Source organism: Leifsonia sp. 2MCAF36, assembly GCF_052115525.1.
Classification (GTDB): domain Bacteria; phylum Actinomycetota; class Actinomycetes; order Actinomycetales; family Microbacteriaceae; genus Leifsonia.
Map to the genome: position 1 here is coordinate 160,721 of NZ_JBFRGV010000003.1, position 22,574 is coordinate 183,294.

At 68.0% G+C, this 22,574-nt stretch carries 22 protein-coding genes and 1 tRNA gene; 10 read left to right on the forward strand and 13 right to left on the reverse strand.

All coding sequences use genetic code 11. The features are described 5' to 3' along the window. Nucleotides 1-82 precede the first annotated feature (82 nt). The 6 genes from paaA to AB4079_RS06095 are packed head-to-tail and all read left to right on the forward strand — an operon-like array spanning nt 83 to nt 4,557. A complete protein-coding gene (gene paaA / locus AB4079_RS06070; protein ID WP_441786394.1) occupies nt 83-1,057 on the forward strand; it encodes a 1,2-phenylacetyl-CoA epoxidase subunit PaaA in 975 nt (324 codons plus the stop codon). Next, a complete protein-coding gene (gene paaB, locus AB4079_RS06075; protein WP_441786395.1) occupies nt 1,054-1,356 on the forward strand; it encodes a 1,2-phenylacetyl-CoA epoxidase subunit PaaB in 303 nt (100 codons plus the stop codon). The genes paaA and paaB overlap by 4 nt, the downstream gene beginning before the upstream one ends. Beyond that, nucleotides 1,353-2,207, forward strand: a complete 855-nt coding sequence (gene paaC, locus AB4079_RS06080) for a 1,2-phenylacetyl-CoA epoxidase subunit PaaC (protein WP_441786396.1) — start codon at nt 1,353-1,355, stop codon at nt 2,205-2,207. Before paaB ends, paaC begins: the two co-directional genes overlap by 4 nt. Continuing rightward, nucleotides 2,201-2,683 carry a 1,2-phenylacetyl-CoA epoxidase subunit PaaD gene (gene paaD, locus AB4079_RS06085; RefSeq protein WP_441786397.1) on the forward strand — a complete coding sequence of 161 codons (483 nt, stop codon included), beginning with the start codon at nt 2,201-2,203 and terminating at the stop codon, nt 2,681-2,683. Before paaC ends, paaD begins: the two co-directional genes overlap by 7 nt. 2 nt (nt 2,684-2,685) lie before the next feature. Beyond that, entirely contained in the window at nt 2,686-3,774 is a 1,089-nt protein-coding gene (paaE, locus tag AB4079_RS06090; protein WP_441786398.1) for a 1,2-phenylacetyl-CoA epoxidase subunit PaaE, read from the forward strand. Nucleotides 3,775-3,786: 12 nt separating this feature from the next. Then, nucleotides 3,787-4,557, forward strand: coding sequence for an enoyl-CoA hydratase/isomerase family protein (locus AB4079_RS06095; protein ID WP_441786399.1), 771 nt, complete (start codon nt 3,787-3,789; stop codon nt 4,555-4,557). 42 nt (nt 4,558-4,599) lie between these two features. On the opposite strand, the gene AB4079_RS06100 is transcribed toward AB4079_RS06095, so the two are convergent. The 9 genes from AB4079_RS06100 to AB4079_RS06140 all read right to left on the reverse strand — a co-directional run bounded on the left by AB4079_RS06100 (nt 4,600) and on the right by AB4079_RS06140 (nt 16,804). Further along, complete coding sequence (locus AB4079_RS06100; RefSeq protein WP_441786400.1) at nt 4,600-5,334, reverse strand: hypothetical protein; 735 nt, start codon at nt 5,332-5,334, stop codon at nt 4,600-4,602. Between the two features lie 110 nt (nt 5,335-5,444). Then, nucleotides 5,445-5,924: a hypothetical protein gene (locus AB4079_RS06105; protein ID WP_441786401.1), complete on the reverse strand. Its 480-nt coding sequence runs from the start codon at nt 5,922-5,924 to the stop codon at nt 5,445-5,447. 62 nt (nt 5,925-5,986) lie between these two features. Continuing rightward, the gene (locus AB4079_RS06110; protein ID WP_441786402.1) at nt 5,987-6,142 is read right to left on the reverse strand and encodes a hypothetical protein; all 156 of its coding nucleotides are present in this window, start codon (nt 6,140-6,142) and stop codon (nt 5,987-5,989) included. 3 nt (nt 6,143-6,145) lie between these two features. Then, nucleotides 6,146-6,676: a hypothetical protein gene (locus tag AB4079_RS06115; RefSeq protein WP_441786403.1), complete on the reverse strand. Its 531-nt coding sequence runs from the start codon at nt 6,674-6,676 to the stop codon at nt 6,146-6,148. A 5-nt stretch (nt 6,677-6,681) separates the two neighbouring features. Next, on the reverse strand, nt 6,682-7,044 hold the full coding sequence (locus AB4079_RS06120; RefSeq protein ID WP_441786404.1) for a hypothetical protein: 363 nt from the start codon (nt 7,042-7,044) through the stop codon (nt 6,682-6,684). Nucleotides 7,045-7,047: 3 nt separating this feature from the next. Continuing rightward, nucleotides 7,048-12,987, reverse strand: coding sequence for an RHS repeat-associated core domain-containing protein (locus AB4079_RS06125; protein ID WP_441786405.1), 5,940 nt, complete (start codon nt 12,985-12,987; stop codon nt 7,048-7,050). Between the two features lie 236 nt (nt 12,988-13,223). Continuing rightward, nucleotides 13,224-13,898, reverse strand: coding sequence for a hypothetical protein (locus AB4079_RS06130; protein WP_441786406.1), 675 nt, complete (start codon nt 13,896-13,898; stop codon nt 13,224-13,226). 107 nt (nt 13,899-14,005) lie between these two features. Beyond that, the gene (locus AB4079_RS06135; protein WP_441786407.1) at nt 14,006-15,343 is read right to left on the reverse strand and encodes a maltokinase N-terminal cap-like domain-containing protein; all 1,338 of its coding nucleotides are present in this window, start codon (nt 15,341-15,343) and stop codon (nt 14,006-14,008) included. A gap of 54 nt (nt 15,344-15,397) precedes the next feature. Then, nucleotides 15,398-16,804: a peptidoglycan DD-metalloendopeptidase family protein gene (locus AB4079_RS06140; protein WP_441786408.1), complete on the reverse strand. Its 1,407-nt coding sequence runs from the start codon at nt 16,802-16,804 to the stop codon at nt 15,398-15,400. 129 nt (nt 16,805-16,933) lie between these two features. On the opposite strand from AB4079_RS06140, the gene lepB reads away from it, so the two are divergent. Continuing rightward, complete coding sequence (gene lepB, locus AB4079_RS06145) at nt 16,934-17,668, forward strand: signal peptidase I (RefSeq protein WP_441786409.1); 735 nt, start codon at nt 16,934-16,936, stop codon at nt 17,666-17,668. Between the two features lie 17 nt (nt 17,669-17,685). Here the strand turns inward: lepB and AB4079_RS06150 are convergent, their stop codons facing one another. After that, entirely contained in the window at nt 17,686-18,648 is a 963-nt protein-coding gene (locus AB4079_RS06150; protein WP_441786410.1) for a siderophore-interacting protein, read from the reverse strand. Between the two features lie 186 nt (nt 18,649-18,834). Between AB4079_RS06150 and AB4079_RS06155 the strand changes: the two genes are divergently transcribed. The 3 genes from AB4079_RS06155 to AB4079_RS06165 are packed head-to-tail and all read left to right on the forward strand — an operon-like array spanning nt 18,835 to nt 21,144. Then, entirely contained in the window at nt 18,835-19,179 is a 345-nt protein-coding gene (locus tag AB4079_RS06155) for a YciI family protein (RefSeq protein WP_441786411.1), read from the forward strand. Continuing rightward, nucleotides 19,176-20,729 (forward strand): carboxylesterase/lipase family protein, encoded by a 1,554-nt coding sequence (locus tag AB4079_RS06160; protein ID WP_441786412.1) that lies wholly within the window; start codon nt 19,176-19,178, stop codon nt 20,727-20,729. Before AB4079_RS06155 ends, AB4079_RS06160 begins: the two co-directional genes overlap by 4 nt. A 22-nt stretch (nt 20,730-20,751) precedes the next feature. After that, on the forward strand, nt 20,752-21,144 hold the full coding sequence (locus AB4079_RS06165; RefSeq protein ID WP_441786413.1) for a PLD nuclease N-terminal domain-containing protein: 393 nt from the start codon (nt 20,752-20,754) through the stop codon (nt 21,142-21,144). 25 nt (nt 21,145-21,169) lie between these two features. Here the strand turns inward: AB4079_RS06165 and AB4079_RS06170 are convergent, their stop codons facing one another. From AB4079_RS06170 to AB4079_RS06180, 3 genes are all read right to left on the reverse strand, one after another. Beyond that, nucleotides 21,170-21,487, reverse strand: a complete 318-nt coding sequence (locus AB4079_RS06170; protein ID WP_441786414.1) for a hypothetical protein — start codon at nt 21,485-21,487, stop codon at nt 21,170-21,172. A 55-nt stretch (nt 21,488-21,542) separates the two neighbouring features. Continuing rightward, nucleotides 21,543-21,615 (reverse strand) — tRNA-Thr (locus tag AB4079_RS06175). A gap of 46 nt (nt 21,616-21,661) precedes the next feature. Then, a complete protein-coding gene (locus AB4079_RS06180; RefSeq protein WP_441786415.1) occupies nt 21,662-22,564 on the reverse strand; it encodes a DsbA family protein in 903 nt (300 codons plus the stop codon). Nucleotides 22,565-22,574: the final 10 nt, after the last annotated feature.

The window sequence follows — 22,574 nt, forward strand, 5'->3', positions numbered from 1 at the left end:
CTCAGTCTGGCACGCGAGCCCCTCGTTCGGATATACTGAACGAACGATCGGTAAGTAATGATCCGCGACTGGAGGGTCGATGATGACCACCGCCACCACCGACACGGACGAAGACGCCGGCCGGGCCCGCTTCGACGAGCTCATCGCCGCCGACTCCCGCGTCGAGCCGCGCGACTGGATGCCCGACGACTACCGGCGCATGCTGATCCGCCAGATGTCGCAGCACGCGCACTCCGAGATCATCGGGATGCAGCCGGAGGCCAACTGGATCACGCGCGCTCCGAGCCTGAAGCGCAAGGCCATCCTGATGGCGAAGGTGCAGGATGAGGCCGGCCACGGTCTCTACCTCTACTCGGCCACCGAGACCCTCGGCATCACCCGCGACGAGCTGACCGAGCAGCTGCTCTCCGGTAAGGCGAAGTACTCGTCGATCTTCAACTATCCGACGCTCAGCTGGGCCGACATCGGCGCGATCGGCTGGCTGGTCGACGGCGCAGCGATCTGCAACCAGGTGCCGTTGTGCCGCTGCTCGTACGCACCGTACGGCCGCGCGATGGTGCGCATCTGCAAGGAGGAGTCGTTCCACCAGCGCCAGGGCTTCGAGATCCTGCTGTCGCTGATGCGCGGAACTCCCGATCAGCAGCGGATGGCTCAGGATGCGGTGGACCGCTGGTACTGGCCGTCGCTGATGATGTTCGGGCCGCCGGACGCCGACTCCCCCAACTCCGCCCGCTCGATGGCGTGGAACATCAAGCGCTTCTCGAACGACGAGCTGCGTCAGCGTTTCGTGGCGATGCTCGTCCCGCAGGCGGAGGCGCTCGGCGTGACGCTCCCGGATCCGGACCTCCGCTGGAACGAGGAGCGTCAGGCCTACGATCTCGGCCCGATCGACTGGAGCGAGCTTCAGGAGATCATCGCCGGCCGCGGCCCGTGCAACGCGCAGCGCATGCAGCGGCGACGCGAGGCACACGAGGAGGGACGCTGGGTGCGGGAGGCGGCCGCCGCCTACGCCGCCAAGCAGGCCGAGGCGCGCATCCACGAGGGGGCCGTCGCATGACCGCCGAAGACATGAACACCGCACCGTGGCCGCTCTGGGAGGTCTTCGTCCGCGCGTCCCGCGGCCTCAGCCATGTGCACGTGGGCTCGCTGCATGCACCCGACGAGGAGCTGGCGCTCCGTAATGCCCGCGACCTGTACACGCGCCGCGGCGAGGGCGTCTCGATCTGGGTGGTCCCTTCCGACGCGATCACCGCGAGCGACCCGGACGCGAAGGGCGCCTTCTTCACCTCGCCCGCGGGCAAGAACTACCGGCACGCCACCTACTACACCGCCGCTGAGGGGGTGAAGCACCTGTGACCGACGCCCAACTCGACAGCGCCCACCTCGACCACGGGCACGTCGAACTCAGCGCCGTGACCCTGTCGGAGGAGTTCGTCGCCTCCGACGTGCCGCCGACTCCCGAGGTCGCCGAGTACGCCCTCTGGCTGGGCGACGACGCCCTCGTGCTGGCCCAGCGGCTGGGGGCCTGGATCACCAGGGCACCGGAGCTGGAGGAGGATGTCGCGCTCGCGAACATCGCACTCGACCTGCTCGGCCACGCCCGCTCCCTGCTCCGCTACGCGGGCTCGGCATCGGGGCGCACCGAGGACGATCTGGCGTACTGGCGCGAGGAGGGCGACTTCCGTTCCGCGCACCTGTTCGAGCAGCCGAACGGCGACTTCGCCCACACGATCGTGCGGCAGTTCGCCGCATCCCACTACCTGTACGTGCTGTACGACCGGTTGCGCGCCTCCACCGACCCGGTGCTCGCGGGGGTGGCCGCGAAGGCGGTCAAAGAGGTCGACTACCACCGCGATCACGCGGACCAGTGGATGCTGCGCCTGGCGCTCGGCACCGACGAGTCCCGCCGCCGCACCCTGCGGGCGCTCGAGGACGTCTGGCCGTACGTCGACGAGCTGTTCTCGGACGAATCAGGCGGAGATGAGCCCCTGATGGATGAGCTGGACGGTGTCGCCGTCCGCCCCTCCACCCTGCGCGCCCCGTTCGACGCCGACATAGCTCCCGTGCTCGCCGAGGCGGAGCTGGAGCTCCCTCAGGCCTTCCACGCCGCCGGCGGCGGTCGTCGCGGCCGTCACTCCGAGTACCTCGCGCCCTTGCTCGCCGAGCTGCAGGTGCTGGCGCGCCAGCATCCGGGGGCATCATGGTGACCCATCACGCGGACGCCGCGCGGGCGTGGTCGGCGGCCGCAGCGGTCGTCGACCCCGAGGTGCCCGTCCTGAGCATCGACGACCTGGGCGTGCTGCGCGAGGTGACCGTCTCGGACGACGGCGTGGAGGTGGTCATCACCCCGACCTACTCGGGCTGCCCCGCAATGGATGCGATCCGCGAGGATGTGGTCCGCGCCCTGTCCGCCGCGGGCTTCGCCGACGTGCGCGTCCGTCTCACGCTGTCCCCGGCGTGGACCACCGACTGGATCAGCGCTGCCGGACGTTCGGCGTTGCAGGAGTACGGCATCGCTCCCCCGTCGGCTGCCGGCCCGGTCCGGGTCAGCCTGTCGGTGAAGTGCCCGCACTGCGGCTCGCTGGACACCCGCGAGGTGGCCCACTTCGGCTCCACGTCGTGCAAGGCGCTGTTCGTCTGCCGCGGGTGCGGCGAGCCGTTCGACCATTTCAAGGCGCTCTGAGGATGGCGCGCGCCCGCTTCCACACCCTCGCCGTCGCCGAGGTGCGACCGCTGACGGCCGCCAGCGTCGAGGTCACGTTCGCGGTCCCGGACGAGTTGCACGGCGAGTACGACTACCTACCCGGCCAGCATGTCGCGCTGCGCGCGCACGTCGGCGGGCGGGAGCTGCGGCGCAGCTACTCCCTCTGCCGTCCGCCGACTCCCGGCCGGATCAGCGTCGCGATCAAGCGCGACCTCGGCGGTGCCTTCTCCACGTGGGCGACCAGCGAGCTGCGGGCGGGCGACCGGATCGACGTGATGAGCCCGCAGGGGACGTTCACGCTCGACCCCGCGCGAACGGCTGGACATCACATCGTCGGTATCGCCGCCGGGTCCGGCATCACGCCGCTGATGGCGCTGGCCGGCGGCATCCTGGCCGATTCTCCGACGTCGCGGGTGTCGCTGGTCTACACGAACCGCACCGCGATCGACGTCATGTTCCTGGAGGAACTGGCCGACCTGAAGGACCGCTACCCGTCCCGCCTCGCGCTGCACCACGTGCTGTCCCGCGAGCAGCGCTCCGCCCCTCTGCTCTCCGGCCGCATCGACGAGGAGAGGCTGCGGCGGATGCTGGACACCCTGCTCCCGCCGGACACCGTCGACGAGTGGTTCCTGTGCGGACCGTTCGAGCTGGTGCAGCTGTGCCGGGATGTACTGGAGTCGTACGGGGTGGCGCGCGAGCGCATCCACTTCGAGCTGTTCACGACCGGAGAGCCCGGCGAGGTCCGCGGCGACGTGGGCCGCCCGGTGGTGGTGCACGACGGCGAGCGCACGGCCGACATCGAGTTCACCCTGGACGGCCTCACCTCGACGGTGACCACCCCGGTGGATGCCAACGAGTCGGTGCTGAACGCGGCCCTGCGGGTGCGCCCGGACGTGCCGTTCGCCTGCACCGGCGGGGTGTGCGGCACGTGCCGGGCGCGCCTGATCTCGGGCGACGTGCGGATGACGGAGAACTACGCCCTGGAGCCGGACGAGCTGGAGCGCGGCTACGTGCTCACCTGCCAGTCGCATCCCTTGACCGACCGCGTCGTGGTCGACTACGACGTCTGAGAGGAGCCGCGCGTGATCGAACTGGAGATCGCCGACGGGATCGCCCGGGTGACGCTGAACGCGCCCGAGCGGCTGAACGCACTGGGACCCGACGACCTGCGAGCCCTGACCGCCGCCTACGCGGAGGCCGAGGCGGCCGGCGTAGGCGCTCTGGTGCTGCGCGGCGAAGGCCGCGCGTTCTGCGCCGGACGCGACATCGCCGGAGTGGACCCGGCGACCGACGATGTGAGCGGTTACCTCGATGGCCTGGTGACGCCGCTGCTTCAGCGCATCGCCGCCTTCCCCGCGCCGACGTTCGCGGCGGCGCAGGGGGCGTGCCTCGGCGTCGGCCTCGGCCTGCTGATCGCGACGGATGTGGTCTACGCGGCCGAGGATGCCAAGGTCGGCTCCCCGTTCGCCGCCCTCGGCGCTGCGCTCGACTCGGGCGGACACTGGCTGCTGGTCTCGCGCCTCGGCCCGCATCGGGCGCTCGACCTGATCTACTCGGGGCGGCTGATGTCCGGTGCCGAGGCCGTCGCTGGCGGTCTGTTCTCGCGTGCACTGCCGACGTCCGAGCTGCTCGGGGCTGTGGATGCGGCGGCCGCGGCAGCCGCCTCCGGTGCCACCCAGGCCTTCCTGGCGAGCAAGCGTATCGTCGCAGGGCTCCGCGACGGCTCCCTCGACCTGTGGGGTTCGGTGGCCGCGGAGAACGCGGCCCAGGAGGCACTCCGGGACACGGACGACTACCGCGAGGGCTTCCGCGCCTTCCAGGAGAAACGGAAGCCGCGGTTCACCGGTCGGTGACCACATCACGTATTCGGCGGCCTGCCATGAACCGTGATGGGGTCACGTTTCCCTTCCTTCCACAGTTGCCGTCGGTCCTTGTCGTCGCTCCTCCAGGAGGCGGACGAGCGCCTCCACCGCCGCGCGCGGACTCTGTTTCGGGGTCACACGCACGACGTCGAACGGGAACAGTAAATCGTCGTCACCAGAATCGACGACCACAACGAGCACGCCGCCAGAGTCGATCGTCTTGATCTGACTTCCGTTCCACACCCCGATAATTCTGGAGTACGGAAGCTCGAGAACGACACCCGGGCGCCACAGTCCCGCACTGAGCATCAACCCGTCCGGACCGAACTCGAGGATCGCCGAGAGTGTGCGCTTCGGAAACGGCCCCGCAGGGATGAGCGCGCGGCCAGGGATGTAGAGATAGTCGTCCCAGAGCACCCGAGTCAAAGTCATTTCCAGATGGGCCGACTGGTCTGCGCCGCCTACACCGCGCGAAGGAGACGTGCGCAGGTCCACGGGCAGCCGCGGGATGCCGAAATCGTTGACGATGTTGCTCTTCAACGACACCTGCGCCTCAACGTGCTCGCTGAAGCGAATCCGGCGAGCGCCATTAGAGGTGAAGAGATACTCCGGGTTGAAGACCCAGTTGACGTGGATCCAGGCCGGCGGGAGAACGAAGAGCGCGACCGCAATGAGGAAGGCTTGGGGAAACTGCACAAACACGGGCGGAAAAGCGAGGAAAATTGTCGCTGGGACGACGGCTAGATATGAGAACCAACTGGCCGCCACAATGAAACCAATCCGCCGGCGGCGTTCGCCCCACGTCCAACGACTGGCTGCTGGCGACCTGCCACTAGGGTCGAGCCCGAGCGCCCCCGCCCTGCGATTCCAAGCGAAAGTCATCTTGCTGCCAAAAGGCCGACCAGAATTCCGATTGCTGCGAGGAAGGCCGCGAAAACACATACGGCGACCCCCCAAAGCAAACGCAATCGGCTTCGCGAGCGACCAGAGCGCTGTGCCCCCGCCTCGACCAACAGCTTCTGCCATTGCGCGATCGGGTCGATCATCGATTCGCTCGGGCCGCCAGGGTGTGCAGCCCTGAAAATACTCAATCGTTTCTCGAGCGACGGTAGAGGCAGTAGAACAGTCCTCCCGCCCACGGCGGACAGCACAAATTCCTTCTCCACCCCGACAAGTCTCAGAGCGCTGAGTCCTGTGATTTCGATCCTGAGGTCAGACACGTCACAAGCCAATTCAACGCCCCGCTCGGATACCAGTTCAACGCGCTGACCCTCCAAAGAGAGCATGCACGGTATCCATGCGGCGGCGTTGCGCGTGCTCCGCGCCCACCACAGCACGCTCGCGAAATTGTTCGTCACGATGTCAACACTCCCGCGTGCCCGCCGCTTAGCTTTCCCGGATGATCGTTTGGGCGTGAGTATCAACTTCGTTGAACCTGTTGGATGATTTTGCCCCCGCCCTCAGCAACGCTAAGACCTGTACCAACACCGCTGACCGCTTGAACGACTGCCTTTGCGATTTCGAGTGCCAGTTCGAGGATCCAGGCTTTGATGACCTGCGGAATGAAGGGAGCCATAACCTATACGTCTTCCCCTGGATTCGTGGCCGCCACTCGGCTCCATAGATCGGCAACGTAGTCCTCCCTCTGTGCCACGGACGCGTACGTGATTCCCTTTGGGCCGGTCAGACGCAGTTGGAGCTCGTACGTCTTGTCAAGAACCGTCACCCCGAGAAAGAGAGTCTGATAAGTGATGCGGCCGTAATGCGTCGTTCCACCTTTCACGTCGGAGATAGTCGAAAGCGGGAAGGTCGCTATCTTCGTGGGCTGTGCTGAACCTCGCCACCATGTCATGGCCGATTCATCCACGATTACGGTGAACCGTTGCCCTGTTCGATGTGATTCCGTCCCAGATGCCGTCGCCATTCGGCGGAGGACCGCATTGGTCACCGATCCGTAGAGGCCAGTCATCGTCAGCGCCGTCGTAGGTGGGTTCAACGCGCCCCGTCTCACGGTGTTGAGTCGAATCGATGTGATGGTAAGAATGCCCGCCACAATGACCGCCACCACAGAGAGGGCCACGACCCCGTAGATGATTCCTTCGGTCGTCATTTGGTCTATCGCTTTCGTTTTGATGCTGTGTGATAGGGCTTTCCTGGCTCACGGATCACGGTGCCGGAGAGGGGGTCGAGTTGAGGCAACTCTCGGTAGCGGTTGGTCAGCGTGGTGTACCCGGATCGAGCTTCCCTGGTGCCGACCAGCCGAGCGAGCAAATAGAACAGAAGCGTTCCGCCTATGAGCGCCATCATGATGGCGGCGAGCATTCCGTAGGGGACGCCGCCGGGAACGAGTAGCAACCCGAGTCCCGATATCGCCAGCACTATGGCGAGGACCATGAAGGAGGTAGCCAATCGGAGCATGTTGACCGCGGCAAAGGGACAGGAACGCTTGAAAGGGCGAGGTGGCATGTTCTCTTTCATCGCCTACCCATTCCCACTGACCAGCCCGCCGCCACTAACAGCCGTGGAATATCCACTGCCGACGATTCCAAGAGCCGACATTGCTCCATTGACCGCGTCAAGCGCCCAATTTCGCACCCACGCCTTCACAGCCTGAGGGACGAACGGTATAAGGGTCAGCAACGCTCCTACGATGCAATTTGCCCAGTCGCTTCGCTTGTTCGTCTTGCCGGCTTGCATACACGCGATAGCTGTGCTGACCAACCCCGCTGCGCCGGCGATCGCGATAAATATCTCCCCGAACGGCGGAGGCGCCCAGATCAAGAACCCAGCCACACCGGAAACGATGCCGAAAACATTCGCCACCAAGGCCCAGTCGATGTCGTCGTGGCGGTCTTGGACGTTGCTTTGGCTATTCGGCCCGGTGGCTTTCGGGCTTGGCGGGTTCTTGGGCTTGTCTTGCGGGGGCTGGGGTTGCGGTGGGGCGGGCGGCGTGACGGCGTTGTGGGCCTGGACCGGGGTACCTACGCAGCCGGTGGGGAGCGCGTCGGAGGTTGGGTTGACACGAGCACACAGGTTGCCATCCACATCGACGTTGCTGGTGGGGTTGTTCCAGCCGTAACCGTAGCGGTTCTGCGATTGCGGTTGGTCGGCCGTTCCTCGCCACGGGTCCGGGGTGGTCCAGGCGGCCGCGGCGGGGTCGTAGGCGCGAGCGGCGTAGTGGTTCAGGCCTTGCGTTGGGTCGGTCTGCTCGCCGGTGTAGTTCTCGGGGGCTGACCATCCCGGCGTCTCGAACTGCTGAGCGCCCCAGTCGTCGTAGCTCGACAACTGTGTGATGGAGGAGCCCTGTGCTCCGGCGATCGTGGAACCGAGGCGGTCCAGGAGGTCCCAGGTGGCCTCCCCGTTCTGGCTGACGTGCTCGACCAGGTTGCCCAGCGCGTCACGGACCAGCGTCGACGTTCCCGCTTCAGCGGTCGTCTGAGCCGGGCTCGAACCGTCGAACGCGGTGTGTGTCGTGGTCGAGCCGTAGCCCGTCGTGTCGGTCGTGGTGGTGTTGCGGCCCAATGCGTCGTACCCGTAGGCCGTCGTTCGGCCGTCGCGGTTGATCTGCGTGGTCTGGCCTGCGGGGTTGTACGCGAACTGAGTCGATGTGCCGCTGATGGTCTGAGTCGTCCGGTCGCCGGCGTCGTCATAGCCGTAGATCGCGATTCCGGCGGAGACGCCACGGCCCCGATCAGAGGTCTCGGAGCGGGTCAACTGATCAGCGTCGTTGAATGAGGCCTGCTGCGTGAAATCGCCGTCGCGTGCCCCGGACCTCGACCAGCTCACACGGTTTCCCGCCGGATCGTAGCCGTACGCGTTCTTCTCGCCCGCACTCGTCGCAGAGGAACTGAGGCGGTCCAGCGCGTCGTAGGCATAGGTGATTGCGGTCTTGGTGACCCTCGCCTTCGGGGTGGGAGTCGGCGCTTGGCCCGTCGTCGTCAGCGCGTCTGGAGTATCGGTCATCGTGCGACTTGCCGCCGTTACGTTACCGTCGCCGTCATAGCCGTACTGGTACTTCAGGGCGCCCCCGTCCGGCACAGGGTTGGCGGGCACCGGGATGTTTCGGCCGCTCAAGTACGGTGCCGTCCGCTCGCACAGCGGCGCGTCCGTCTTGGTGCTGGCGCGGGCACCGAGGTACCCGGCCACGCTCGTGCAGTCGGCCGCCGCAGCGTCCCCGGCCGCATACGGCACGGGTGTGGGCGTTGCAGTCGGAGGCGACGAAGGCGACCGTGGCGTCGAGTGCGATATCGCGGTGATCCGGTCGTCGGCGTCGTGCTGGTATGTGGAGGTGACCCCTGTCGAGCGGGACTGCTCAGCCAGATTGCCGACGGCATCCCAGACGTAGGCCAACGAGCCCCAGGGAGAGGCCTGCGAGGTGACCTTTCCGGCCAGATCGTAGGTGTATGCCAGTTGCTGCCCGCTCGGCAGGGTAATGGAGGTGGTCTGGCCGGCCTTGTCGTAGCCGGTCTTCAACCGGCCACCCTGCTGATCGATCTGCGTCTGGACCCGTCCGGCCGCGTCATAGACGAAGCCAGTGACACCACCGGAATCGGTCATCGCGATGAGGCGCTGTTCCGGGTCGTACTCGAACGTTGCAATCGCGCCGGCGGCATCCCGCCGGATCAGGTCGCCTCGGTTGTCGTACCTGTAGGCAGTGGTGGCACCGGTCCCGGTGACCGTCGACGCGATGCGGCCGGCCGGAGTGTAGGTCGTGCTCGAGGCGTGGCCGAGCGGATCGACCTCGCGAGTCGTCCGCCCCGCTGCATCGACCTCGTACGTTGTGGTGTGGCCGTTGGGGTCGGTGACCTGCCTTCGATTACCGTCCTTGTCGTAGCCGTAGCGCGTAGTGACGTTGGTGGACGGATCGGCCGCGGCCGCGGCCTTGAACCCCTCGATCACCCGCCTGAGGCGCCCGACCGGGTCGTAGTCGTACACCGTCTCATTGCCGTTCGGGCTCATCAACGACGTCTGTTGACCCGCAGGGTCGTACCCGTAGGTCGTGCTTGCGCCCAGAGCGTCGATGGTGGACGTCTGCCGTCCGTCCCCGTCGAACGCGAACGCAGTGGTGTGCCCGTTTGCGTCCGTCACCTTGATGCGACGCCCGGCGGCATCGTAGTCGTACGTGGTGGTGTTGCCTTCGGGGTCGGTGATGGAGCGGAGGTGGCCCGTGGAGGTGTACGTAGCGCTGCTGACGCGCCCGAGCGGGTCCGTGCGCGAGACCACGTTGCCTGCAGCGTCGTAGCTGAAGGCGGTGGTTTCCTGCAGCGGCGAGGTGGTCGAGGTCAGGCGGCCGGCGGCGTCGTACGTGTACGTGGTAACTGCCGTGCCGCGGTCGGTCACCGCGGTCAGGTTGCCGTCGACGTCGTAGCCGTAGTCCTTGTGCTTGCCCAACCCATCCGTCACCCGTGTCACCCGGTCCATGACGTCGTAGGAGAACCGGGTAGCCACTCCGTCCGGATCGGTCAGCTTGACCAACCGCCCGACGCTGTCGTAGCCGAACCTTGTGACCGCACCGGTCGGGTCGACCTGCCGAATGAGCTCGCCCGTCTTGCCGTACTCGTATGTGGTCGTCCTGCCGGCCGGGGACGTGGCGCTGGTGAGGTGTCCGACACCGTCGTACGTGCGCTTAGACACACCGCCGTTGGCGTCGGTGACCTCGACCACCCGGTTCTGCTCGTCCGTGACGTATGCCGTCTGAGCACCCAGCGGATTTGTTTGCCCTGTCACAGAGTCCTCGCTGTCGAAAGCGAAGCTGGTGACTCCCCCGATGGCGTTGACCGCCTGGGTGAGGTGGAACAAAGCGTCCCAACTGTACTTTGTGACGGCCCCCGTCGGGTCGGTCACCTGCGAGACGTGGTCGTTCGGCTCATAGCCGTACGCCGACACGTTGCCCTCGGGGTCGGTGATTCTGACCAGACGATCGCCATTGTCCCAGCCGTACGACGTTGTGTGCCCGTTCGGGTCGGTTACCGCCGTGATGCGCCCGGCGCTGTCGTACGAGTACCTCGTCTTTGCGCCCGTCGCGTCGGTAGCGACGGTGATGTTTCCGGCCCCGTCATGCTGGTAGGTGGTCGTCGCCCCGGACGGCCGCACGCTCGCTATCAGAGTGCCCGTACTGTCATACCGGTTGGTGACGGTCGTCCCGTCGGGCTGGTGCGTGACCGTCAGACGACCGGAGCCGTCGTACGCGTACGCCCACGTTCGCGGCCGACCCTTGGCGCCACCAGCATCGGTCTTGGTCGCCAGCCTCCCGCTCGGCGTGTACGTGTACTTCGCGACAGAGCCACTGGGCGACGTCTCGGTGAGGATGTTTCCCGAGCCGTCATAGGTGTACGCGGTTGTTCGCTTGTTCTCGTCGGTCGAACTGGTGACGTTGTTCTGAGCGTCGAAGCTGAAAGTCGCTGTGGTGCCGTCCGCGTGCTGCACCTTGGTGATGCGATAGGCCGAGTCGTAGTGGTAGACGCTCTTCCGGCCGAGGGTGTCCGTGTAGGTGGTCTGCCCTGGCGTCGAGTAGTCGAGCGAACGCAGTTTGCCGACAGCATCCCATTGCTTCACGATTCGGCCCTGGCTGTCGTATTCGTTCTTCAAGTACTGAGCGCCCGTGGCATCCGTCGCGGTCAGCAGTTGGTGTGACCCGTCGTAGCTGAACGTGTGGGTGCGTCCGTCGGGAAGGGTCACTGTACTCAGGTCGCCCGCGCCGTCATACGACAGCCGCCAGGTATCGCCTCCGGGTCGCGTGAAACCCACGACCCGGCCGACGCTGTCCGACTGCACCTGGATCACCTGACCGCCGGGTGCGGTGATGGAGGTCAGGGGGACGAACTGCTGAGAGTTCTCGTCCGCCGGACCGTAGGTCAGCGACGTGGCGTTGCCGTTGGCATCCGTGTGTAGCAGAAGCTCGCCGATGCCCTCGATGTCGCCGGCATCGAACACCCACGATTCACCCGACACATCCGTGAGTACGAGCCGCCCGCCCGACTGTTCGGAGAGCGTCTGATGCAGGGTCGGGTCGGAGACGAAGCCTCCATTGCCGTCCGCGGTGAACACGAAACTCGCGCCGTCACCGCGCACCACCATCACGCTCCCGTCACTGAAGCGTTGCGCACGTGCTCCCAGGCCGAAAGACCAACCCGCGCCCACCCGCGAAAGCCGCCCGTCCTGGGAGTTGTAGAACAGGGTGAGGTCCGTCGATGAACCACCCAGGCCCGGGAGGCTGAACAATTTCTCCTGCTCCACCAGGTTGCCCGTCGAGAAGGAGAACGGCTCGCCGCCGTACGTGAGGTAGCTCTGCAGTCCGAGCGCGCGCCACCGCGCGAGGTCGGCTGCGGAAGGCGGCGACGGCCAGCCACCGGTGACAGGGTCCGTACAGTCGAACCCTTGCGTTTCCAGCCACTTCCCCAGGCCGGTCAGTATCCCCTCTCCGGTCTTCTGAAAGCCGACGGCATCGTCCATCACCGCCCGGTCGTAGTGGTTGTCCATGAAGAGGGGCTCCAGGTGCACGAGTGCACCCGGCACACCGTCGAAGTCAGGGCCGGGGAAGTTGCCGTTGTTGCCCAGGTTCTTCGCCGGCCGCCCGGTATACACGGGCAGGTTCCCCACCAGAGAATCGGACAGCGCATCATCCGCCGCACTGCCGCGCGAATAGGACTGCGAACCGCCTGTCGAAGGGTCAGAGCCGCCCCACGCGACCCCATTCAACGTGTTGAACCCGATGCCGAGGGTCGCCACGGGGTTCTGGTTCGCCGCTATCCCGGCACGAACCGATCGGCTTACATACGGCATCGCGGGGTCCTGGCGGGTGATTTGCACGACGGCGCGGCAGTCCTGCTGCAAAAGGCCCGCGACAAGCTGGGCCATCCGGATGTTGTAGGCGAGTTCGGTCACCGGCGGAGCCGGCGTCGATACGCGGCCTTCGTCGTCGTCCGGGTCGAGAACGATCACAGGTCCCGGCGGTGGAACGAACTTCGTGCCGATCACGACGAACTGTGACAAGTGGGTGGACTCGCCCTCGACCAGACCGGACTTCGCGTTGAAGTACGAGGGCAACGCGACCCAGGGCTCACCCTCTCTCTCGCGGGTGTAGATCTTCAGGGACTTCGCGTCGAGCCCCCTCTGCCTCACCTTGTCCAGGTCTGGCTTCACGCTCAGCGCCACACCGGGAATCACATCGGAGACAACCGGGCCCTTCTTCCCGCCACCGCGGGTGTGCGTCCGCTTGGCCGGGAACTGAGTATGCGGCTTTCCGGACGAGTCCTTTGCGGTGATCTGCACCGGTTCGGACACAGGCTCACCCGCGCCCGGTTGCTCCGCTTGCGCCGATTCTGCGGCATCCTTCGGAGCTTCGCCCACGGCGACGCTGAGGTCCGCGGCCACCTCGTTGCCGGAGAACGTCACCTTCGCGCCCACTGCGTCTGCCACCACCGTCGCGGACGTATTCGGCCGCACTGTGCCCTCAGCCGCCGGCGAAGGCGCCTCCGTCTGGGCAGTGACTCCGACATCCTGCACGGTGGCGGCCGCACGTACCTCGGCCAACGTCGCCGCCGCCGTCCGACGAGCGATTTCGAACGGAGAGGCCTCCGCCGGTGTTACAGTGCCGACCGCTATCAGCGAGCCGACTGTGACGGCGGCGACAGCGCCCCGCACCCAGTAGCCCCGCATCAGGCGTCCGCCCCGGCGAGCGCCGCCGAGAACAGATGTCGCTTGCGTGCCAAGAGCACTCCTGCCGCGATCAACGCGGCTGCCAGTGCGGCGATCAGGCCGATCGCGATCGTGGCACCGGTGCTGGCCAGAGCGTCGCGAGGCTTGACGCACGCGGCCAGTTGAAGGGCGTCCGAGACGCCGTCCGCATCATAGTCCTCGTGACCTGTACTGCAGCTCGCCGTGCCGCAGATGACGACAGATGCCCAGTTCGGGACGCCATTCACGTTGACATCCGTGTTGCCCGTCGAACACGTCGCCGAACCGCACACAATCTTTCGCGCGAAGTCAGGGACGCCGTCGCCCACCGAGTCTTCGGCAGGCGATGCGCAGGTCACCGACCCGCACGCCGTCACCTCGACCCAGTCGGGCATCCCGTCGGAGTCGCGGTCTTCCCGGCCCGTCGAACAGGTCGCGCTTCCGCACACCACCCGCTCCACCGCATCGGGGACGGTGTCGTGATCGGCGTCGCAGGCGCTCAGGTCACTCGTCGCCGAGCACGACGCCGCGACCCTGACGGTTGCGAGCGACGGCGCGGCGGACGCGAGGATGCTCAGCAGAGCGAACGCGACGCCCGCCGCGCACAGCGCCGCAAGGTGAATGGAACGAGTGAACCTGTTATGAAAACTACCCACGATAGGTAAGACGAACGAATCGTCTACCCGTGACGCGGTTGAGCGAAAAAACTTCGCTCAGTTTCTCAGCGACTGGCCGTCAGGCGTCTCCAGTGCGAAGTGGAATGTCAGCCGACCCGCGTCGCCAGCAGCCGCTGCACGGCCGCCAGCGGGATGGGGATCCACGCCGGGCGGTGCCGCGCCTCGTAGGCGATCTCGTAGACCGCCTTGTCCAGCTCGAAGGCGTCGAGCAGCTGACGGAAGTCATCCGTCTCCGTGCCGGCCACCGACGCATAGCCCTCGAGGTACGCCTTCCGCGCGTCCGCGGCCCAGGCGCTCGCGTCCACCGGCGTCTCGCGGCGTGCCAGCGAGCCCGCCACATAGTCGAACGAACGCAGCATCCCGGCGACGTCGCGCATGGTCGCGTCGGGCAGGGCGCGCTCCGCGAGCGGTCGCAGCGGTTCGCCCTCGAAGTCGATGAACTGCCAGCCGCGCTCCGGCGAGAACAGCACCTGGCCGAGGTGCAGGTCGCCGTGGATGCGCTGCAGCAGCGGCAGCGGCGCTGCGGCCGCTTCCTCGTACACGGCGGCGATCCCGGCGCGAAGCTCCTCGACCTCCGGAACCTCCGTGGTGGTGACGGTCAGCCGCCGGAACATGCCGTCGAGGGCGAGCGCCACATCCTCTTTCGAGGCCGGGGCGGTGGGCAGCGCCTTCGCCAGCAGCCGGTGCAGCTCGGCGGTCCCCGATCCCAGCTGGTGGGCGCGGTCCGTGAAGTCCTCGCCGCGCTCCGCAGCGCTCACCGCGAGCTCCCAGCCGTCCTCGGCGCCCGGAACGAAGTCCTGCATCAGCGCCAGCTCGCCGGAGGCGGTGCCGCCGTCCGCGGTCGGCCACCGGCCGGTCAGCCAGCCGAGCAGCGACGGTGTCCGCCGCGACCCCGCCGCGGTCAGCGCGGCGAGGGTGGAGACGTCCGGGTTCTCACCGTCCTGCACCACACGGAAGACCTTGATGAGCGCACGCCGGCCATCCTCGAGCTCGCCGACGATGGAGGTGTTGGACTGCTCCCCCGTCAGCCTGCGCGACGAGCGCAGCGCGAGCCGCTCACCCAGGGTGTGGCCTTGCGCGTGCGCCTCACGTCCCTCGGCACGGTCCTGGCCGGTCATCAGCTGCACGAGAGCGGCGACGTACGACTCCTCGGTCGGGCCGTCGTACAGGTACCGGCCGCCGGCCTCGCCGATGAACGCCGCCTCGTCCCCGTCGCGTTCGGGACGCGCGACCACCGGCACCTGATACATCCGCGGCGTGCGCGGCGCGTCGTCGCAGAAGAAGTGGGTGACGATGCGGACGTCGGCGTCGGACGGTTCGGCGTCGAATGAGGCGAGCAGGCGCAGGCGCGGCTCGACGTTCTTCGTCGAGTACCAGCGCTGGCGCCGCATCCAGGTTCCGACCAGCTCGGTGAGTTCGGTCATGTCTGAACCGTACGCCCGCTCCCACGATCGCGCGCAGGGGTTCGCACGGAATCCTCAGCGGGTGCCGAGGACGACACCGCGCGCCGCCATGAACGGCTGCGGGTCGATCTGCAGGCCGTTGACGTGGACCTCGAAATGGAGGTGGCAGCCGGTCGACAGACCCGTCGAACCGACCTGGGCGATCGGCTGGCCGGCAGCCACCTGCTGGCCGACCGTCACGCCGATGCCGCCGTCACGGATGTGCCCGTAGGCGGTCTCCACGCCGCCTCCGTGATCGATGAGGATGTAGTTGCCGTATCCGCTGAACGGGCCAGCACGCACCACGGTTCCGGCCGCGGCCGCGTACATCGTGGTGCCGCAGGCGGCGCCGATGTCGTCGCCGGGGTGGAACGGGTCCGTACCGAGCGGCCGGGACGGACGCGGGCCGAACACGTCGGTGAGACCGCCGTGCACCGGCAGCGCCCAGCCACCGGCCACGAGCTTCGGGTCGGAGGTCAGCACCTGCCAGCCCGACCCCGCCTCGATCACGGTCGGAGCGGCAGCGAGAGCGGTGGAGGCCGCATCCACCTGGGCCTGGGCGTCGGCGACCGCCTGCTGGCTGCCCTCCAGATCGATGGCGCTCACCGCATCCACCGCGCTCTTCGCCTGCTCGGCCAGCTTGTACGCCGTCTTCTTCTCGCTGGTCGCGGCGCGGATGGCCGCGTCGCGGTGCGCCGAAAGCGTCGCCAAACGGTCGGCGGCCCCGAGCTGGGTCAGCAGGTCGCCGGAGCCGTGCAGTGCCGCGCTGACCGGATCCTGTGTCAGGAAGTGCGTGCCGGTCGTGCGGAGAAGCGCGGTCACGACCGCCGCGGCCTCGGTCGCCTGCTTCTGCGCTGTGTCCGCCTGCTTCTGGATGGCGTCGGCAGCCGCCTGCGCGCGGTCGTGCTCGCGCTGGGCGTCCTCGGACTGTTGGGTGGCGTCGACGAGCTGCTGCTGGGCGGCCGCCAGGTCGCTGGCCAGCTGCACCGTCTGCTCCAGCTCGGACGGGTCCACCTGGTCGAACGAGGGGAGGTCGGGGGCGCTGAGCGTGATGTCGTCGGTCGGCACCGGCGCGGTCCCGGAGTCGGTGGTCGGCGTAGGCGTCGGTGTAGGTGTGGGGGTCGGTGTCGGAGTGGGCGTCGGAGTCAGACTGGGCGTCGGCGTCGGCGTCGGAGTCGGAGTCGGCGTCGGAGTCGGCGTCGGAGTCGGAGTCGGCGTCGGCGTGGACGTCGGGTCCGGGGTCCCTGTCGGGTCAGGACTCGGCCGCTCGGTCGCACCCTGCGTCGGCGCGGGGGTACACGTCGCACTGCAGTCGTCGGCGGACGCCACCGTCGGGAACGCCAGGATGCCCCCGGTCACCAGCGCGACGACGGCACAGGTGTGGAGGAGGCGCGGTCCCCCGAACCGCGTCGCTTTCCGTGGCACCTCGAAAGCTGTCCGCATGATGGCATCGGACCGGCGGCTGGCGCCGCAGGCCCGTAGTGAGATGCTCTCACCGCGGGCCACGCAGAACAAGACACGAGCCAAGGGTGTGATGCGGCTCACAGCCTCGGCACGTTACGGTGTGAGACTGTGACCGAAAGTACCACCGCCGCGAGCTCGCGCCGCTCCGCCCGGCGTACGTCCAGCTGGAAGACGCTCCTTCGCGATGTGGTGGTCATCTTCGTCGTCGCCGTCCTGGTCTCGTTCCTCATCAAGACGTTCGTCGCACGTTCGTTCTACATCCCGTCGGGGTCGATGGAGAACACCCTCCAGATCAACGACCGGATCATCGTCAACGAGCTCCAGCCGAAGGTGTTCGGCCTGCAGCGCGGCGACGTCGTCGTCTTCAAGGACCCGGGTGGATGGCTGCCACCGGCCCCGCCGCAGACCGGCAACGCCGTCCAGCAGGGCGTCGGCGCGGTCCTCGACTTCGTGGGGCTCGGGGCCTCCGACTCCGACCAGCACCTCGTCAAGCGACTCATCGGGCTGCCGGGCGATCGCATCAGCTGCTGCAACGCGCTCGGGCAGATGAGTGTCAACGGCGTCCCGCTGAAGGAGCCGTACGTGCTGCTGCCGGCGGGGGTGCAGACCGTCTCGGAGAAGTCGTTCGACGTCACCGTGCCGCGGGGCACAGTCTGGGTGATGGGCGACAACCGCTACAACTCGGCCGACTCGCGGTACCACATGGACGACCCGGGCAAGGGCTTCGTGCCGCTGTCCGATGTGGTGGGCAAGGCCTTCGTTGTCAGCTGGCCGGTGAGTCACTGGAGCTGGCTCGACGACTACCCCGACGTCTATCGTGGGGTCGAGCGCGAAGACCACTAGAACGGGCGCGCTCCCGCTCAGTTCTCGGCACGACCCCGCCGCCAGTAGCCCATGAAGGCGACCTGCGAGCGATCGATCCCGTAGTCGCGCACGAGCATCCGGCGCAACGTCTTGACCGCCGCCGACTCCCCCGCGATCCAGGCGTAGAAGCCGGCGTGCGCATCCTCCGGGCTCTCCCAGAGGATGTCGTGGTCGACATCCACCTCGTCGAGGCTCTGCTCTCCGGAGACGGCCGCGGTAGTCACGACCCGCGGATTGGCGTCCAGCCAGCGCTGGACGGCCGGGATGAGCGCTGTGCCGGTGCCTGCGTCGTCGTGGCGCGCGAGCCAGGTGACGCTGACGTCGTCCGGCAGGCGCAACGGCAGGACATCGTCTTTCGACGGGATCTCGATGAAGGCGCGCGCCCGGCGGCCGGGCGGGAGGGCCTCGAGGATGGATGCGATGGCCGGGGCCGCGGTCTCATCGCCCGCGAGCAGGAGTTCATGTGCGTTGCCCGGGCGCCAGTCGATGCCGACCCCGCGGTGGGGGCTGCGCGCGTCCGGCCCGATCACGACCAGCCGGTCGCCCGCCCGGACGGTGAGCAGCCAGCGGGAAGCCGGCCCGCCGTCCGGCCCACCGTCACCGTGCGCCACGAAGTCGACGTCGAGGCGGCACCGGTCCGGGTCGATCGCCCGCACCGTGTACGTGCGGAACGGGTTGCGCCGGTCCTCGGGCAGCGCGCGCCAGCGCTGGTACCAGTCGCCGGCCAGCTGCGCCTCGTGGTCGTCGAATCCGAGGTCGGACAAGCTCCCGTCGGCCAGAGGGAACAGCAGTTTGATGCGCTGGTCGAGGCATTCGGTGCCGAAGTGCTCGAAGTCGTCGCAGCGGAAGGTGACACGGGTGAAGTGCGGGCTGAGCCTCCTGACCTCTGCGACGGTCGCCCGGTAGGGCCGGTAGGCGGGCCTCTGGCGCTCGATGCGGGGCGGGGCGACGGTGGTCACGGCGGTATTCCGGGTCGGGATGGACGGCATGCTGGACTAAGGTAAGGCTACACTAACCTCCCCCCTCGTTCTCCTGGCGATCCGCTGAAAACGCGCGGTCTCGGGCCGTCTCGGGCCAGAATGTCGAGCAGCGGCCATCCCGTTCGACGCCCCGGTGAAGCGTTCGCTATCGAGAGGACAAAAACGATGAAGTACATGATGTTCGTGATCACCGACAGCACCCCGGACACCGAGCCGGACGACTCCGACGTCGACCTGTGGGTGGACGAGCTGGACTCCACCGGGAAGCGTGTCATCGGGGAGGTGCTGCAGCCGCCCGTCCAGTCACGGATCGTGCGCGTGCGCGACGGCAAGCGCTACGTCACCGACGGACCGTTCGCCGAGACGAAGGAGTGGATCTGCGGGTTCGACATCCTCGACGTGGACAGCCTGGAAGAGGCCATCGACATCGCCGCCCGCCACCCGATGGCGCGCAACGGTCAGTTGGAGCTGCGGCCCTTCATGCAGTGGGAGGAGACCGCGGGAGCGTGAACGGCCGGCCGGTCGTCGTCACGGCAGCGGGCGCGGTCCGCGGCCGCGACGACGGCCGCGTCAGCATCTGGCGCGGCATCCGCTACGCCGACCCTCCGACGGGCGCGCTCCGCTGGCGCGCACCGGTCGCCGCGACGCCCTGGCAGGGGGTCGCGGAGGCCGTGCGGTTCGGGCCCGCCGCGCCGCAGCGTCCCAACCCCTCGGTTCCGCTGGCACCCGGCGAGCCCGGCGGCCCGCGGATGGACGAGGACTGCCTGTTCCTGAACGTCGTCCGGCCGTCGGCTCCACCTCCTTCCGGCCGCCCGCGGCCCGTCATGGTGTGGCTGCACGGCGGCGCGTACGCGCTGGGCTCGTCCAGCCAACTCGTCTACCACGGCGATGCCCTGGTGACCGACGGCGACGTCGTGCTGGTGACGCTCAACTACCGGCTCGGCGCGTTGGGGTTCCTGGACCTCGGGGCGGCCGGCGTTCCCGGCACGGAGACGAACGTCGCGATGCGGGATGTGCTGCTCGCGCTGCGCTGGGTGCGGGACAACATCCACGCGTTCGGCGGCGACCCCCAGTCAGTGACGATCTTCGGTCAGAGCGCCGGCGCCGGACTCGTCACCGCCCTCCTGGCATCGCCGGCAGCCGAGGGGCTGTTCCACCGCGCCATCGCGCAGAGCCCGCCGGTCGGGTCGATGTACGGGCCCGAGCGGTCTGCAGCCGTCGCCCGGCGGTTCCTGGACCACCTGGGCCTCCCTCCTGGCGACGTCCAGGCCCTGCGCGACCTCCCTGTCGATGCGATCGTGGAGGCGGGGGCGGCGGTCTACACCGAGGTGCCGCGGACGCATCCCGGCACTCTCGCCTTCGCGCCGAGCGTCGGCGACGATCTGCTGCCGGAGTCGCCGCTGCGCGTACTCAGCGAGGGCCGCGGGCTGCCCGTGCCGCTCATCATCGGGACCAATCACGACGAGGCGACCCTGTTCCGCCTGATGCGGTCGCCCCTCCTGCCGATCCGCCGCGCGGCGCTCGAGCGTATGTTCGCAGCGATGCGCGACGAGCAGGCGGGAACCGGCGGGCGCGACCGCGTCGTTCTGCCACCCCGCGAGCGGGTGCTGGCCGCCTATTCGGGCCTCCGGCTCACCCGCAGTGTGCGCGTCGCGACGGACATCGCCTTCCGGATGCCCGCGCTCTGGCTGGCCGCGGGACACGCTGCCGTCGCCCCCACCTACCTGTACCGTTTCGACTTCGCTCCACCGCTGCTCCGGCTCACCGGGATCGGCGCGGCGCACGCCACGGACCTCCCGTACGTCTGGGGCGAGTTCGGAGGGCTCCCGCACGATCCGTCGTTCCTTCTCGGCGGCCGGCGCGCTGCGACGGCGGTGTCCGTGAGTGTCCGGGCACGGTGGACGGCGTTCGCACACGGAGGTGAGCCTGGCCAGGGATGGGCTGTGTACGGTCCGGACGACCGCTCGACCCTGGTCATCGACCGCCGGGATCGGTCGGTGCGCGACCTCGACGCAGCCCTTCGTGCCGGGTGGGGCGAGCAGGTCCTGTCCTTCGGCTGAGCGTTCTCCTAGACTCGCCCGTATGGTGCTGCTGCCTCTGCTGACCTTCGCGCTGTTCGTCTTCGCGCTCGTCGACATCATCATTCGCCCCGGCGACCAGGTGCGTCACCTGCCGAAGCTGGCGTGGGTGTTCATCGTCATCCTGCTGCCGCTCATCGGCAGCATCCTGTGGTTCGCCGTCGGCCGGGAGTACCAGCAGTCGTCGTCGCACCGGAGCACGCTGCGCATGCCGGCGGCGCGCAACCGGTCGCCCTACAGCGCCCCCAGCACCGAAGCGCCCTACGGCGGTCCCAGCAGCACGGAGGCGCAACTCGCCGCTCTCGAACGCGAGATCGAGGCGGCCGAGCGCGACCTCCGCATCCGCCGCCTCGAGGAGGAGCTGCGGCACCGCAACGACGCCGGCGAGCCTGCCTAGCCGATCCGCGGGCGGCGCGCCGTCTTCAGGCCGCGCGGCCGCTCCGGTCCACGCGCCAGACCCAGACCGCGCCGGCCAGCAACGTGGTCACCAGCACTCCCGAGCCCACCGCGGCCACGATCACCGGCACCACTCCCAGCGGGGCGACGCAGAGCTCGATCAAGCCCACCGCAGCCACCAGCACCGAGGTCGCGCCCACGAGGGAGGCGGAAACGGCGGCCACCGTGTCGAGCTCGAGCCGGCCTTTCGGTCCGGACTCGGGTTCGGATTCGGGTGCGACAAGCGCCTGCTCCGCAATCGGAGGCGATGAGGGCTCGGAAACGAGGGGAAACTGTTGGGTCATACCCTCAGAGACGAGGGCACCGGTCGTTTCGTGACGCACGAGACCCGGCACATCGAGCCGGCTGCGGGACTCGAACCCGCGACCGCTCGCTTACAAGGCGAGTGCTCTACCAACTGAGCTAAGCCGGCGTGGCGGTCGCCCGCCGACACCATCCTAGGGCAGCGGTCAGGCCGATCAGCCGCCCGGTGTCGGTGTCGGCGTGGGAGTGGCGGTCGAGGTGTACTCGTCGCCCTGCGACTGCAGGATGAACGCCTTGAAGTCGTCCGCGTCCGTCAGCGAGCCGGTGTACGGCTTGCCGTTGACCAGCACGAGCAGCGCGTTCGTCATCTTCGGGACATCCGAGTGCGGGATGGGGCCGCTGAGCGCGCGGTCGCTTGCCGTGGTCACCCAGCTCTTGAAGCGCCCGTCGTCGATGCACGAATCGATCTCACTGGCGCTTTCCGCGCCCGCGGCCTCCACGCGCTGCTTCAGCAGCTGATCGCTGAGTCCGGGCCCGCCCTCGGCCGGTTGCTTCTCGAACAGCGAGGCGTTGAACTTCCAGAAGGCGTTCGGGTCGTAGTTGGCGACACAGGCGGCAGCATTCGCCGCACGGAGCGAGTACTTCGTGCCTGCCGAGTGGCTCGTGTAGATGGCGACCGGGTGCATCTCCACCGTCACGGCGCCGTTCTTGACCAGGGGTTCCAGCTGCTTCAGGTTGGTGCGCTGGAAGTCTCCGCACAGCTTGCACAGATAGTCGGCGTAGATCCGGATGTCGACCGTGCTGGCCTTCGGGTCCGGCGTGCTGGCGACCGGCTTGGCGTCGGGCGCGAGGGCCATCGTGGTCTTCACTTTGAGGCCGGAGCCGACCACGACACCGTCGCTGGCCATGTTCTTCGGGCCGGGCACCGGCGGCCGAATGGCGCTCATGATGACGACGGCCACGATGGCGAGGACGGCGATGACCCCGATCGTGATGCCTCCACCGAGGAGGGCGCGGCGACGGCGTTCTTTGCGCTGGTGCGAGGTGCGGAGCTGGCGAGCTTTCTCCCGTGCGGCAGCGCGGACATCGCCGGGCCGGCTGTCGTCGGGATCGGTCATTTGGCTCATA

Excerpts from the sequence above, each read along its gene's own strand:
- paaA (WP_441786394.1), top strand. The coding sequence starts at position 83 with ATGACCACCGCCACCACCGACACGGACGAAGACGCCGGCCGGGCCCGC.
- paaB (WP_441786395.1), top strand. The coding sequence starts at position 1,054 with ATGACCGCCGAAGACATGAACACCGCACCGTGGCCGCTCTGGGAGGTC.
- paaD (WP_441786397.1), top strand. The coding sequence starts at position 2,201 with ATGGTGACCCATCACGCGGACGCCGCGCGGGCGTGGTCGGCGGCCGCA.
- paaE (WP_441786398.1), top strand. The coding sequence starts at position 2,686 with ATGGCGCGCGCCCGCTTCCACACCCTCGCCGTCGCCGAGGTGCGACCG.
- AB4079_RS06110 (WP_441786402.1), bottom strand. The coding sequence starts at position 6,142 with ATGGCTCCCTTCATTCCGCAGGTCATCAAAGCCTGGATCCTCGAACTG.
- AB4079_RS06115 (WP_441786403.1), bottom strand. The coding sequence starts at position 6,676 with ATGACGACCGAAGGAATCATCTACGGGGTCGTGGCCCTCTCTGTGGTG.
- AB4079_RS06120 (WP_441786404.1), bottom strand. The coding sequence starts at position 7,044 with ATGAAAGAGAACATGCCACCTCGCCCTTTCAAGCGTTCCTGTCCCTTT.
- AB4079_RS06135 (WP_441786407.1), bottom strand. The coding sequence starts at position 15,343 with ATGACCGAACTCACCGAGCTGGTCGGAACCTGGATGCGGCGCCAGCGC.
- AB4079_RS06140 (WP_441786408.1), bottom strand. The coding sequence starts at position 16,804 with ATGCGGACAGCTTTCGAGGTGCCACGGAAAGCGACGCGGTTCGGGGGA.
- AB4079_RS06155 (WP_441786411.1), top strand. The coding sequence starts at position 18,835 with ATGAAGTACATGATGTTCGTGATCACCGACAGCACCCCGGACACCGAG.
- AB4079_RS06165 (WP_441786413.1), top strand. The coding sequence starts at position 20,752 with ATGGTGCTGCTGCCTCTGCTGACCTTCGCGCTGTTCGTCTTCGCGCTC.
- AB4079_RS06170 (WP_441786414.1), bottom strand. The coding sequence starts at position 21,487 with ATGACCCAACAGTTTCCCCTCGTTTCCGAGCCCTCATCGCCTCCGATT.
- AB4079_RS06180 (WP_441786415.1), bottom strand. The coding sequence starts at position 22,564 with ATGACCGATCCCGACGACAGCCGGCCCGGCGATGTCCGCGCTGCCGCA.